We start from the raw sequence: 12,286 nt of genomic DNA, 5'->3' as shown, positions 1-12,286 counted from the left end.
GGTCAGACCTGCGTCGCTGGGGTCGTGACGTGCAGGTCGGTGTGCTCGGTGATGGGCAGCTGGCAGCTGAGCCGGGAGTACTCCTCCCGCTCGACGGCGGTGCCGTAGAGCATCTCGTCCTCCATCTCCTCCATCGCGGGGAGGTCGGGGAGGTCGTCGGCGGCCACGAAGACGTGGCAGGTGGCGCACGAGAGCGAGCCGCCGCACTCGGCGACGATCCCGGGCACGCCGTTGCGCACGGCGGTCTCCATGACCGAGTCGCCGGGGACGGCCTCGACGACGCGGACGCCGCCGTCGGCGTCCGTGAAGCTGACCTGGGGCATCGGAACTCCTCGGTGGTGCGGGGTGCAGGGCTGCAGGGGGTCAGACGAACTGCCGGCCGCCGTCGACGACGAGCGTCTGCCCGGTGACGTAGGCGCTGTGCGGACCGGCGAGGAAGAGCGCTGCGCCGACCACGTCCTCGGGGAGCGCCGGGCGGCGCAGGGCGCTGCGGTCGACGCCGTAGTGCTCGGCGTCCTCGACGAGGCCGTAGCTGGCCTCGGTGAGGGTGAAGCCGGGGGCGATGGCGTTGACGGTGATGGACCGCCGCCCCAGCTCCTTGGCCATGACCCGGGTGAGGGCGATGACGCCGCCCTTGGAGGCCACGTAGTGCAGCCAGTGCTCCGAGCCGCTGTAGACGGTGGCCGAGGACAGGTTGACCACGCGCGCCCCCTCGGGCAGGTGCGGGCTGCACGCCCGCACCACCAGCCACGGCCCCTTGAGGTTGACCGCCATGACGCGGTCCCACTCGGCGGGGTCGATGTCCTCCAGGGGCGAGCGCGTGACGGTGGCGTAGACGGCGGCGTTGTTGACGACGACGTCGATGCGCCCGCCGCCGAACGCGGCGACGGCGGAGGCGACGCGCTCGGCGGAGGCCGGGTCGGTGACGTCCACGCGCTCCGCCAGGGCCTGCGCGCCGGCCTCGCGCACGAGGCGCGCGGTCTCCTGCGCGCCGGCCAGGTCGACGTCGGCCACGGCCACCCGGTAGCCCTGGCCGGCGAAGCCGAGGGCGAAGCTCCTGCCGAGCCCGCCGGCGGCGCCGGTGACCAGGACGGTGCGGCCCTCGCCCGCATCGGCGTGCGTGGCCACGGTCAGTCCTCGAGGATCTCGACCCGGCCGCGCGAGCCGTCGACGCGGATGCGCTGGCCGGTGCGGATCGTCGTCGAGGCGCTGCCGGTGCCGGTGACGGCGGGCAGCCCGTACTCGCGGCACACGATCGCGGCGTGGCTCATCATCCCGCCGATGTCGGTGACGGTGGCCTGGACCTTCCCGAAGACGGGACCCCACGACGGCGCCGTGATGGTGGCCACGAGGATCTCGCCCTGCTGCACCTCGAAGAGCTGGTCGGCGCTGGTGATGACGCGCGCCGGGCCCTCCACGACGCCCGGCGAGGCGGCCATGCCGGTGATGACGCCCTCGGAGCCGCCCTCGTCCTCGCCCAGCCACTGCTGCACCTGCTCGGTGGTGATGCCGTAGAGCATCATCGTGAACGGCTCGGTGATCTCCGCCGGGGGCGTGTTCAGCGCCGGCTGAGGGCGCCGCGTCGCCAGCGCGTCGATGATCCCCCGGCGGCGCTCGACCTCCGCGGGCCAGTAGTCGGGGCCCGTCGCCCGCGAGCCGACGCCCCAGGCGGTGGCCAGGTCGAACAGCGCCTCGCGGACCTCCCCGCGCGTCAGGTACAGCACGTCGTCGACGTCGGCCCAGAAGCCCGCCCCGACGAAGACCGCGCTCAGCTCGCGCACCTTGCGCCAGAAGACGCCCATGGTCCAGTGCTCGATGTAGAAGTTGTGGTTCTCCACGTAGGGGTAGGCCGTCGCCGCGAGGCCGCGCTTGGCGTCGAAGGTGGCCAGCGCCTCGCCGTCCAGCAGCTCGCGGTACTCCTCCACGATGCGCTCGCGCTCGGCGAGCAGCTCGGCCACCGGGCGCTGGATCCGCTCCCCGGCGTCCAGGCGGCGCACGTAGTCCTTGATGAACCCCAGCGGGATCTCCTGGTGGTCCTTCCAGTACTTGTCGGTGCCGTAGAAGCCGTTGCCGATGGTGAAGTTGAACCACGGGTCCTGGGCCTCGCGGTAGCTGTCCAGCCAGGCCCGCCCGCCCTCGGCGGCGGCGAAGCGGGCGAGGGTGCCCTCGACGTCGTCGGTGTCGGACAGCGCGTCCTGCAGGCCCAGCTCCACGGCCAGGGCGGCGAGGCGCTTGAGCTCGTCGTCGGGCCGGAACAGCTCCATGTCCACGCCCTGCACCATCTTCGCGATGGCCTGGTCGGGGATGCCGGGGAAGGCGCCCTTGCAGTACCCGAAGAAGTCGAGGTAGGCGATGTAGCCGAGGTTGAGGAACTCGAAGTGGTACTGCCAGTTCTGGTAGCAGAGCTGGATCAGCCGGTCGTAGCCCTCCATGAGCACCTCGGTGCCGTCCTTGGCCCGGCCGGAGACGACGTCGTCGAAGGGCACGACGTCCGGCAGCGGCGCGAAGGTGAGCGCCTCCATCTCGTCGATCGTCGCGCGGACCTTGACCTTCCACTGCTCCAGCAGGCCGTCCCAGTTCTGGAAGTAGTGGCCGGCGCGGCGCTCGAACTCCGGCACCCGGGCGCCGACCTCGTCCGGCGGCACGGGCACCGGGCTCATGTAGAGGTAGCCGAGGTGGATCTTGAACTCGATGCCGTTGGCCGGGGGGATCAGCAGGTGGCGGGTGTTGTACTGCCCAAGGCACTTCACGGCGAACTCCCCGCCGATGGTCTCGAAGGGCTTGAAGACCGCAGGCCAGTGCTGGCTGTCGCAGAACCAGAACTTCTCGTCCTCCTGGCCCGACAGGTTGCGGAAGGCCAGGTGGTAGGGGTAGAGGTCCTCCCAGCCCTCCGCACCCTCGGGGACGGTGAGGTCGGACGGCCTCGGGAACGACTTCAGGACCGGCCGGGCCTGGCCCGGCGCGGTGGTGGGGGAGGGGTCGATCGCGGTCACGGTTGCTCCTTCGCGGGCGGGGGTGGTCGCGGCGTCGCGACCGGGCGGGTGGGACGGGGTGCCGGTGGAGGCGGGGAGGGCTCAGCCGCGGGCGGCTGCGGAGCTGCGGAGCACCGCGGAGAAGTCGAAGGTCCCGGCTGGCGCGGCTGGTGCCGACGGTGCGGGCAGCGCGGTCGCAGCGGGCGGGCGGCCCGCGGCGGCGGAGTGGACGGTCTCGGGCCTGGCCTGCAGCAGGAGCAGGTCCTCGCCGGGAGGAAGGTCGGCGTCGAGGGCCCACTCGACGTCCTGGGGGCAGCGGTAGTGCCTCTCGGCGCGCTTGGCGAGCCGGGCGACGGCCACCAGCTCGGCGTCGCTGAGGCAGCGGCGGCGCCGGCGCTCGGGCTCGACCTCGCGCTCGACCAGCTGCCCCGAGGTCGCGTCGGGGACGAGCTCGGCGTGCTTGTCGCCGATGGTCTCCGAGACCAGCGCGAGCACGACCTTGTCGAGCACGTGGTTGTCGGGGGTCACCTGGCCCGAGACCACCATCTCGCCGACGCCGTAGGAGGAGTCGATGGTGATCTTCGAGCGGTCACCGGTCAGCGGGTCGAGGGTCAGCGCCACCCCCGACGCGCGGGCGTTCACCATCTTCTGCACGGCCACGGCCATGGACAGGCCCTCCTCGGGGACGCCGTGGCGCAGGCGGTACAGGACCGCCCGGCTCGTGTACAGGGACGCCCAGCAGCGGCGCACGTGCTCGAGCACGGACTCCTCCCCGCGCACCCACAGGTAGGTGTCCTGCTGCCCGGCGAAGCTCGCGTCGGGCAGGTCCTCGGCGGTCGCCGAGGACCGCACGGCCACCGGGACCTCCTGCTCGAAGCGCCCCTGCAGGGCCCGGTAGGCGCTCACCACGTGCTCGCGCAGGTCGGCGGGCACCGGCGCGGTGCAGATGAGCTCGCGGATGCGCGCCGAGGCGGCGTCGACGGCGGTGACGTCCTCGGGGTCCAGCCCGGTCAGAGCAGCGGCGATCGTCGCGGCGGTGCCCGACCTGTCCAGCACCGCGTCGTAGTGGGCGGTGGTGATGGCGAAGCCCGGCGGGACCGGCATGCCGGCGGCGGTCATGGTGACCAGCGAGGCGCACTTGCCGCCCAGCAGCTCGTGCCGGGGGGCGACGGGGGCGTCGAAGAACTGGACGTAGGCGTGCTCGTCGGTGTTCTGGTGATGCATGGTCGTGTCAGGCCTCCCAGGTGACGGGCACGCGCACTGGCGCGCGGAAGGAGAGGTTGTCGCCGAACCGGATCCGCTCGCCGTCCACCAGGCGCATCCACGGGGCGAGCCGGGCGACCTCCTCGACGGCGATCCGGGTCTGCAGCTTGGCGAGCATGTTGCCCAGGCAGTAGTGGATGCCGAAGCCGAAGGACAGGTGGTCGCGGGCGTTGGGCCGGGTGGTGTCGAAGGCGTCGGGGTCCTCGAAGCGGGACTCGTCGCGGTTGGCCGAGCCCATGACCAGCAGCAGCTCGGCGCCCGCGGGCACGTGCTGCCCGCCGACGACGGCGTCCGCGAGGGCCTTGCGGCGCCAGGCCACGATCGAGGGGCTGTAGCGCAGCACCTCGTCGATGGCGGCGGGCACGCGCGCCGGGTCGGCGACCACGGCGTCCCACTGGTCGCGGTGGGCCAGCAGCACGCGCAGCGCGTTGGAGATGAGCGTGGTGGTGGTCTCGTGGCCGGCGAAGAGCAGGCTGTAGCAGAGGGAGGCGATCTCGTGGTCGCTGATGTCGGCGCCCTCGCGCTGGGCGCGCACGAGGTCGCCCACGAGGCTGTCGCGCTCCTCCTCGTGAGCCTGCGCCACCAGGCGCTGGCACTCGCCCCAGTACTCCACGAGGTTGTGGGCGTGGGGCACCTGCTCCTCGTCGGACAGGTCGCCCCACGTCATCGCCGCGCGCGAGTCCGACCAGCGCTTGAAGGTGGCGACCTGGGAGGTGTCGGCGCCGATGAGGGTGAGGATGGTGACCGTCGGGACGTCCCGGGCCAGGTCGGCCACCAGGTCGCCACGGCGGTCCACGCGGGAGAGCAGGTCCTCCAGGAGCCTGACGACGTTCTCGCGGACCGCCGGCTCCAGCGCCTTGTAACGGCGGGGGGTGAACGCCCGCGAGGCGATCTTGCGGATGCGCGTGTGGTCCGGCGGGACGCGCGCGGACAGGCCCGAGTAGGCGGTGAAGCCGCCGTCGAGCATGATCCGCTTCGCCTCGGCGCCCCGCTCGCGCACCGGTGCCTGCGCGTTCTCGCTGCTGAAGGTCTGCCAGTCCTCGAAGACGGCCTTGACGTCGTCGTAGCGGGTGACCACCCAGTACCCGACCCGCTCGTCGAAGTGGACGGGTGACTCCGAGCGCAGGGCGGCGTAGGCGGGGAAGGGGTCGTCCTGGGCGAAGGGCTCGTAGCCGTGGTGCACGGGGCACCCCTGGGCCGCGGGGCTCGGAGCTGACTGCCGGGACTGCGGCACGCTGGCTCCCTGGTCTCGTCGTCGGTGACTGACCCCGCCAGTCTGTGCACCCGGGCCAGCCGGTCACAAGGACGCGATTCCGACTGTTGGAAGCGATGCCCCGGTCAGCCGCCGCGTCCGGCGAAGGGCTCCAGCGCGCTCCCGATGCGGCGGGCCACCCCGTGCAGCACCGGCAGGTGCCGCTGCATCTGGGTGGCCTGCGAGGAGAGCATCGACAGCCCCAGCGCCGCCACCGCGGTGCCTGCGCGGGTCAGGACGGGAACGGCGATCGAGCAGGCGCCGGCCCGCACCTCCTCGTAGGTGGTGGCGCAGCCCTGCTCCTTGATCTGGGCGAGCTCGACGAGCAGGCGCTCGGAGTTCACGTGGGTGCGCAGCGTGGGAGCGTGCATCGGCGCGGCGACGTAGGCCTCCTGCAGCCACCGCTCCTCGTGGGCGAGCAGCACCTTGCCCACCGCCGTCGCGTGCAGCGGCAGCCGGCCACCCACCCGCGAGGCCCGCGGGACGCGCTTGGAGCTGTAGACCCTGTCGACGTAGAGGGCGTCGCGCCCCTCCCGCACGGCGAGGTGGGCTGTCTCGTGGGTCAGGCTGAAGAGGTCCTGCAGGTAGGGGCGCGCCGCGTCGCGCAGGTGCCGCCCGCCGAGCTGCGCGACCTCCCACAGCCGCAGCCCCACCTGGTAGCGGCCCATGGCGTCCCTCTGCAGGGCGCCCCACTCAACCAGCTCCCCGACCAGCCGGTGGGCGGTCGGCAGCGGCAGCTCGGCGGACTGCGCGATCTGCGTCAGCGTCAGCGGGGAGGTGCTGCCTTCGAACGCCTGCAGCACCCGCAGGACCCTGGCGGTGACGGACTCCCCGGTCGGGCGCCTCCGGCCGCGGCCGGGCCCGGCGCTGCGCTGGCCGTCCAGCTGCGCGCTCAGCCCAGTGCTCCCAGCTGGGCTGAGGTGTCCGTCCGCGCGACCGTCGCCAGTCCCCGGGCCACGGTCCGGCCGGCGTCGGTGAGCAGGTGCGTGTGGACGCGGCTGCCGATGAGCAGGTGCGCCTGCTCCCGGGTGAGGCCGAACCAGTCCATGACGGTGTCCACGCCGTGCGGGGTGAGGCGCCAGAGCTTGTCGGCGTCCTTGACGACGGCGTCGTCGACGGAGGTGGCATGCGCCCGGGAGTCGTGCCCGTCGACGATGGCGACCACCCGGTCCACCACCTCGGGGCTGCGCCCGAGCTGCTCGAGCACCTCCCGTGCGATCGCGGCGCCCTCGACCTCGTGGCGGCGCACGAGGTCGGGGCGGTCCCCACCGGGGGCGATGGCCTCGAGCACCTCCTCCTCGGGGACGCGCGACCAGCCGGTGTCGTGCAGCAGGACGGCCGGCAGCACGACGTCGGCGTCGGCGCCCGGGACGAGGTCGACCAGCGCCCGGGCCAGCTCGTAGGAGTACAGGGTGTGGGCGTCGTTGCTGCGCACGCGCAGGTGCGGGGCGGCGAGCCGCCACACGTCCTCGTCGTGGGCCGGCATGGGCGACGCGCCCACCACGTCGGCGACCGCGGGCGTGCGCGCGCTGACGTCACGTCCGAGCAGGTTGGTCACCGGCTCCAGCTTGGGGCTCACAGCTCCTCCTCGCGGGCGCGGCGCCGAGCGGTGCCGCCGTGGCACCCGCTAGCACCGCCGGCGCCGTCGGTGGGGGCCCTGCGCCCCCTCGCGCGCCCCCAGGCTACGGACCGCTGGGCCCCCGCAGGAAGCACGGACTTCCGTCCACTGGAAGCGGGCCGCCCGTACCTGGGCCTGGCCGCGCACCGGCTCGGGCAGGCCGTCCAGGTGGCGCGCCCGCACACCCGCACGGTGCTTCCGCCCAGCGGAACCCCGCTGTTGGGGATCGCGGCGGCCGGGCGTTCCATGGGCGCATGACGCAGAGCGGCGGCACCCGGCACCTCACCCGCACCCAGGTGGGCATCGTCGGCGGTGGGCCCGCCGGGCTGATGCTGGCCCACCTGCTCGACCTCGCGGGCATCTCCACCGTGGTGGTCGACGACCGGACGCGTGACGAGATCTACGCGACGGTCCGCGCGGGCATCCTCGAGCACGACACCGTGCAGCTCCTGGTCGACTCCGGGGCCAGCAAGCGGGTGCTCACCGAGGGCTACGAGCACGAGGGCATCGAGCTGGCCTTCGGCGGGGGACGGCACCGCATCGACTTCCAGGACCTGGTCGGCGCCTCGGCGTGGCTGTACCCGCAGACGGAGGTCTTCGCCGACCTCGCCGACGCCCGCGACCGCGCTGGCGGTGACGTCCGCTGGGGCGTGCGCGACACCCAGGTCCTCGACGTCACCTCCGCCACGCCGCGGATCGTCTTCACCGCGGCGGACGGCAGCGAGCAGGAGGTGGTGTGCGACCACCTCGTCGGCGCGGACGGCTCCCGCAGCCAGTGCCGGCGGTCCGTCCCCGAGGACGCCCGCGTGCAGACGGGCCGGGAGTACCCCTTCGCGTGGTTCGGCATCCTGTGCGACGCGCCGCCGAGCGCCCCGGAGCTGGTCTACAGCCACTCCGCGCGCGGCTTCGCCCTCGTGAGCCAGCGCACGGAGTCGGTGCAGCGCATGTACTTCCAGTGCGCCCCCGACGAGGACGCCTCCACCTGGAGCGACGACAGGATCTGGTCGGAGATGGCCTCGCGGCTGTCACCGAACGGCGTCGAGGTCATCGAGGGCCCCATCACCTCCAAGGCGGTGCTGCGCTTCCGCAGCTTCGTGCACGAGCCGATGCGGCACGGGCGGATGCTGCTCGCCGGCGACGCCGCCCACACCGTGCCGCCGACCGGCGCGAAGGGGCTCAACCTGGCCCTGGCCGACGTGCGGCTGCTGGCCGAGCTGCTGGAGCGGGCCGTGGAGAAGGGTGACGACGGTGCGCTGGAGGAGTACACCGGCCGGGCGCTGGCGCGGGTGTGGAAGGCGCAGCACTTCTCCTACTGGATGACGACGATGCTGCACGCGCTGCCGGAGGCGACGCCCTTCGACGTGCGCCGCCAGGAGGCCGAGCTGGCCTCGCTCGTCTCCAGCCGCTCCGGCTCGGCCTTCCTCGCCGAGGGCTACACCGGCTGGCCGGAGCGCCTCGGCCTCCGCTGACGCCGAGGACGGGGGAGGCTCAGGGGCGCGCCAGGCGCTGGCTGAGCCGGTGGGCGTGCTCCAGGAGCAGCCGTCCCAGCACCGGGCGGCGCTCAGCGCTGAAGCGCGTCTCGACGCCGGTCAGGCTCAGCGCCCCGCTGGGCTCGCCGGTGTGGTCGAAGACCGCGGCACCCATGCCCCAGCTGCCCTCCACGAGCAGGGCGGGGTTGGTGGCGTAGCCGTCGGTGCGGGTGCGCTGCAGCCTCTCGCGCAGCGCTGCGCCGCCGTGCGCCTCGCCCCAGGCGGGGGTGAGGTCGTGGGAGGCCAGGTAGCGCTCGGCCTCGGCGGTGGGCAGGTGCGCCAGGATCGCCAGCCCCGCCGAGGCCACCCCGAGCGGGAAGCGCACCCCCTCGTGGAGGACGAAGGAGCGCAGCGGGAAGCTGCCCTCCTCGCGCAGGAGGCACACGGTCTCGTCGCCGCGGCGCACGGAGAAGAACGCGCTCTCCCCGGTGGCCCCCGCCAGCGACCTCACGACGTCGCGGGCGAGAGCGGTGACGTCGTAGCGGCGGGCGGCCACCGCGCCGAGCAGGTAGGTCTCCGGGCCCAGCAGCCAGCGCCCGGTGGCGCTGGGGCGGTCGAGCAGCCCGTCGCGGGCCAGGGCTGTGGCGATGCGGTGCGCGGTCGACCTGTTGAGGCCCGTGGTCGCCGCCAGCTCGGTGGTGGTCAGGCCCTCGGCGGGGCCGCGCCCGACGGCGCGCAGCACCGCGCTCGCCCGGCTGACGGCCTGGTCGCCGCCGGTCGCCGGGGCGGTCATGGGGCGCTCCCGGTGGCGCCGGCGGTGGCGCGGGCCAGGGCGTTCACATCGTGGACGCTACCGAGGGCCGCGTGCACGTGCTGACCGATCTCGCCGCGCCTCAACCGAGTGCTTGCCCCCTCGACGGGCGCTTCCCTAGCGTGCGAGCGCTGGGGGGCCGCGTCCAGGTGGTGGCGCGCAGCGGCGGACGCGTCGGACCGGCAGCAGAGCAGCAGACGAGCAGCGGAGCACGAGGGAGTGGCCCATGGCACCGAAGCGGTGCGCCAGCGCGCGCGAGGCCCTCGAGGGGGTGGTGCACGACGGCATGACCGTGGCCGTCGGCGGCTTCGGGCTGTCGGGCATCCCCAGCAACCTCATCCGGGCGCTGCGCGACACCGGCGCGCGCGACCTCACCGTCGTCTCCAACAACATGGGCGTCGACGGCAAGGGCCTGGGCCTGCTGCTCGAGGCAGGCGCGGTGCGCAAGGTGCTGTCCAGCTACGTGGGGGAGAACAGGCTCTTCGCCCAGGCCTACCTGGCCGGTGAGCTGGAGGTCGAGTTCGTCCCCCAGGGCACCCTGGCCGAGCGGCTGCGCGCCGGCGGCGCGGGCATCCCCGCCTTCTACACGCCCACCGGCTTCGGCACCGAGGTGGCGCGGGGCAAGCCCACGGCGGAGTTCGACGGCGTGCACGCCGTGCTCGAGCGCGGCATCGTCGCCGACCTCGCCCTGGTCCGCGCCCACACCGCCGACCCGGCCGGCAACCTGCGCTACCGCCTGGCCGCCCGCAACTTCAACCCGCTCGTGGCCACCGCCGGCAGGGTCACCGTGGTGGAGGCCGAGCACGTGCTCGAGACGTTCCTCGACCCCGACGACGTCGTCACCCCCGGCGTCTACGTGCAGCGCCTCGTGGCGGTGGAGGACCCCACCAAGGACGTCGAGCAGCGCACGGTCCGCCCGCGCGCCGCCGTGGCAGAGGGGAGCGCGCTCTGATGTGGACCCGCGAGGAGATGGCCGCCATCGCCGCCGAGGAGCTGGAGGACGGCGCGTGCGCCAACCTCGGCATCGGCATCCCCACCTTGGTGGCCAACCACCTGCCGCCGGGCGTGCACGTGGTGCTGCAGAGCGAGAACGGCCTGCTCGGCATGGGCCCGTTCCCGTACGAGGGCGAGGAGGACGCCGACCTCATCAACGCCGGCAAGCAGACCGTCACCCTGCTGCCGGGCGCGTCCGTCTTCGACTCCGCGACCTCCTTCGGGATGATCCGCGGCGGCCACATCGGCGTCGCCGTCCTGGGGGCGCTGCAGGTCTCCGGCTCCGGTGACCTCGCCAACTGGCAGGTGCCCGGCAAGGTGGTCAAGGGCATGGGCGGGGCGATGGACCTCGTGGCGGGCACGCCGCGCGTCGTCGTCCTCACCGAGCACGTCGCCAAGGACGGCTCGCCCAAGGTGGTCGAGCGCTGCACGCTGCCGCTGACCGGCGTCGGCGTGGTCGACCGCATCATCACCGACAGGGCCGTGTTCGACGTCGTGCAGGACGACGGCGGGGGAGGCGGCCGGCTGGTGCTGCGCCGCCTCGCGCCCGGGCAGGACGAGGCCGGGCTGCGCGCCCTCACGGGCGCCGCCTTCACCACCGACCTCGACAGCACGACGACGAGCGGGGCCCCGCGGTGAGCGCGCAGCGCAGGGCCGTCGTCGTCGGGTACGCCCGCACGCCGTTCGTGCGGTACTGCGGCCGCTTCGCCGCGGTGCCCGCTGTCGACCTGGGGGCCCACGCCATCCGCGCGGCGCTCGCGCGCGCCGGCGTGGGGCCCGGCGACGTGCAGCGCGTGCTCGGCGGCCACGTGCTGCAGGGCGGCGCCGGGCAGAACCCCGCGCGCCAGGCCGCGGTGGCCGCCGGCATCCCGCTGAGCACCCCGGCCAGCACGCTCAACGCCGTCTGCCTGTCGGGGATGCAGGCCGTCGCCGACGCCGCGGCGCTCGTCGAGGCCGGGCGCGCCGACGTCGTCGTCGCCTTCGGGATGGAGTCGATGAGCCTGGCGCCCCACGTGGCGCCGATGCGCTCGGGGCGGCGGTACGGGGCGCTGGAGCTGGTGGACACCCTCGAGCACGACGGGCTCACCGACGCCACCGAGCGCCGGTCGATGGGCGCCTCCACGGAGGCCCGCAACGCAGGGCTCGGGCTGGCGCGCGGCGAGCAGGACGCGTGGGCCGCGGCCAGCCACCAGCGCGCCGCAGCCGCCGCGCCGTGGCTCGCCGGGGAGGTGGAGCCGTTCAGGGTCGTCGGCCGCGGACGCCGCAGCAGCGACACCGACCTGGTCACCGACGACGACGGCGTCCGTCCCGAGACGACCGCCGAGGGGCTGGGGCGCCTGCGCCCCGCCTTCTCCGCTGACGGGTCCGTCACCGCGGGCAACGCCTCGCAGGTGACGGACGGTGCCGCGGCGCTCGTGCTGACCAGCGCGGACCTGGCCGCCTCGCGGGGGCTGGCACCCCTGGCGGAGGTGCTGGCGACCTCGTTCGTGGCCGGGCCCGACGTGTCGCTGCACGCCCAGCCGGCCGTCGCGGTCCAGCGGGTGCTCGCCGAGGTCGGGGCACCCGCGTCCGAGCTGGCGTCCGTGGAGGTCAACGAGGCCTTCGCCGCCGTGGCCGTGCACTCCACGCGCCTGCTCGGCGTGGACCCGGAGCGGGTCAACCCCCACGGCGGCGCGATCGCGCTGGGCCACCCGCTGGGGGCCTCCGGCGCGCGGGTCGTCGGGACCCTGGCCCGCACCCTGGCGGACGCCGGCGCCGGGCGCCTGGGGGCCGCCGCCCTGTGCGGCGGCGGCGGCCAGGGCATGGCGGTGCTCCTGCGCGCCCTCTGACCCCACCCACCTCGCTGTGATCATGGGCGAGGGGGCCCCCGCGGGGGGGCCCAAGGCCCCGGAGCACGGGGGGGGGGTG

12 protein-coding genes are annotated in these 12,286 nt (G+C 74.3%); 4 read left to right on the top strand and 8 right to left on the bottom strand.

Annotated elements, in window-relative coordinates; all coding sequences use genetic code 11:
• Nucleotides 1-2: 2 nt before the first annotated feature.
• The 7 genes from ACUN9U_RS13770 to ACUN9U_RS13740 all read right to left on the bottom strand — a co-directional run bounded on the left by ACUN9U_RS13770 (nucleotide 3) and on the right by ACUN9U_RS13740 (nucleotide 7,066).
• A complete protein-coding gene (locus ACUN9U_RS13770) occupies nucleotides 3-323 on the bottom strand; it encodes a 2Fe-2S iron-sulfur cluster-binding protein (RefSeq protein ID WP_445485572.1) in 321 nt (106 codons plus the stop codon).
• 40 nt (nucleotides 324-363) lie between these two features.
• Complete coding sequence (locus tag ACUN9U_RS13765) at nucleotides 364-1,128, bottom strand: SDR family NAD(P)-dependent oxidoreductase (RefSeq protein ID WP_445485571.1); 765 nt, start codon at nucleotides 1,126-1,128, stop codon at nucleotides 364-366.
• Nucleotides 1,129-1,130: 2 nt separating this feature from the next.
• A complete protein-coding gene (locus ACUN9U_RS13760) occupies nucleotides 1,131-2,993 on the bottom strand; it encodes a PEP-utilizing enzyme (protein WP_445485570.1) in 1,863 nt (620 codons plus the stop codon).
• Nucleotides 2,994-3,074: 81 nt separating this feature from the next.
• Entirely contained in the window at nucleotides 3,075-4,196 is a 1,122-nt protein-coding gene (locus ACUN9U_RS13755) for a PEP/pyruvate-binding domain-containing protein (RefSeq protein ID WP_445485569.1), read from the bottom strand.
• Nucleotides 4,197-4,203: 7 nt separating this feature from the next.
• Nucleotides 4,204-5,418, bottom strand: a complete 1,215-nt coding sequence (locus ACUN9U_RS13750) for a cytochrome P450 (protein ID WP_445485568.1) — start codon at nucleotides 5,416-5,418, stop codon at nucleotides 4,204-4,206.
• Nucleotides 5,419-5,573: 155 nt separating this feature from the next.
• Nucleotides 5,574-6,290 (bottom strand): IclR family transcriptional regulator, encoded by a 717-nt coding sequence (locus ACUN9U_RS13745; protein WP_445485567.1) that lies wholly within the window; start codon nucleotides 6,288-6,290, stop codon nucleotides 5,574-5,576.
• An 89-nt stretch (nucleotides 6,291-6,379) separates the two neighbouring features.
• The gene (locus ACUN9U_RS13740; protein ID WP_445485566.1) at nucleotides 6,380-7,066 is read right to left on the bottom strand and encodes an HD domain-containing protein; all 687 of its coding nucleotides are present in this window, start codon (nucleotides 7,064-7,066) and stop codon (nucleotides 6,380-6,382) included.
• A gap of 293 nt (nucleotides 7,067-7,359) precedes the next feature.
• Here ACUN9U_RS13740 and ACUN9U_RS13735 point away from each other — a divergent pair, with 293 nt between their 5' ends.
• Nucleotides 7,360-8,574 carry a 4-hydroxybenzoate 3-monooxygenase gene (locus ACUN9U_RS13735; RefSeq protein ID WP_445485565.1) on the top strand — a complete coding sequence of 405 codons (1,215 nt, stop codon included), beginning with the start codon at nucleotides 7,360-7,362 and terminating at the stop codon, nucleotides 8,572-8,574.
• Between the two features lie 19 nt (nucleotides 8,575-8,593).
• On the opposite strand, the gene ACUN9U_RS13730 is transcribed toward ACUN9U_RS13735, so the two are convergent.
• Nucleotides 8,594-9,367: an IclR family transcriptional regulator gene (locus ACUN9U_RS13730; RefSeq protein ID WP_445485564.1), complete on the bottom strand. Its 774-nt coding sequence runs from the start codon at nucleotides 9,365-9,367 to the stop codon at nucleotides 8,594-8,596.
• Nucleotides 9,368-9,611: 244 nt separating this feature from the next.
• Here ACUN9U_RS13730 and ACUN9U_RS13725 point away from each other — a divergent pair, with 244 nt between their 5' ends.
• Genes ACUN9U_RS13725 through ACUN9U_RS13715 form a run of 3 tightly spaced genes read left to right on the top strand, consistent with a single transcriptional unit; the run spans nucleotide 9,612 to nucleotide 12,207 of the window.
• Nucleotides 9,612-10,337 (top strand): CoA transferase subunit A, encoded by a 726-nt coding sequence (locus ACUN9U_RS13725; RefSeq protein WP_445485563.1) that lies wholly within the window; start codon nucleotides 9,612-9,614, stop codon nucleotides 10,335-10,337.
• Nucleotides 10,334-11,017, top strand: a complete 684-nt coding sequence (locus ACUN9U_RS13720) for a 3-oxoacid CoA-transferase subunit B (protein WP_445485658.1) — start codon at nucleotides 10,334-10,336, stop codon at nucleotides 11,015-11,017. Before ACUN9U_RS13725 ends, ACUN9U_RS13720 begins: the two co-directional genes overlap by 4 nt.
• Entirely contained in the window at nucleotides 11,014-12,207 is a 1,194-nt protein-coding gene (locus ACUN9U_RS13715) for an acetyl-CoA C-acyltransferase (RefSeq protein ID WP_445485562.1), read from the top strand. Before ACUN9U_RS13720 ends, ACUN9U_RS13715 begins: the two co-directional genes overlap by 4 nt.
• The last annotated feature ends 79 nt before the right edge of the window (nucleotides 12,208-12,286 follow it).

This window comes from Quadrisphaera sp. KR29, assembly GCF_052644995.1.
This window is presented reverse-complemented; position numbering and strand designations above follow the sequence as displayed.

Excerpts from the sequence above, each read along its gene's own strand:
- ACUN9U_RS13770 (WP_445485572.1), bottom strand. The coding sequence starts at position 323 with ATGCCCCAGGTCAGCTTCACGGACGCCGACGGCGGCGTCCGCGTCGTC.
- ACUN9U_RS13735 (WP_445485565.1), top strand. The coding sequence starts at position 7,360 with ATGACGCAGAGCGGCGGCACCCGGCACCTCACCCGCACCCAGGTGGGC.
- ACUN9U_RS13730 (WP_445485564.1), bottom strand. The coding sequence starts at position 9,367 with ATGACCGCCCCGGCGACCGGCGGCGACCAGGCCGTCAGCCGGGCGAGC.
- ACUN9U_RS13755 (WP_445485569.1), bottom strand. The coding sequence starts at position 4,196 with ATGCATCACCAGAACACCGACGAGCACGCCTACGTCCAGTTCTTCGAC.
- ACUN9U_RS13725 (WP_445485563.1), top strand. The coding sequence starts at position 9,612 with ATGGCACCGAAGCGGTGCGCCAGCGCGCGCGAGGCCCTCGAGGGGGTG.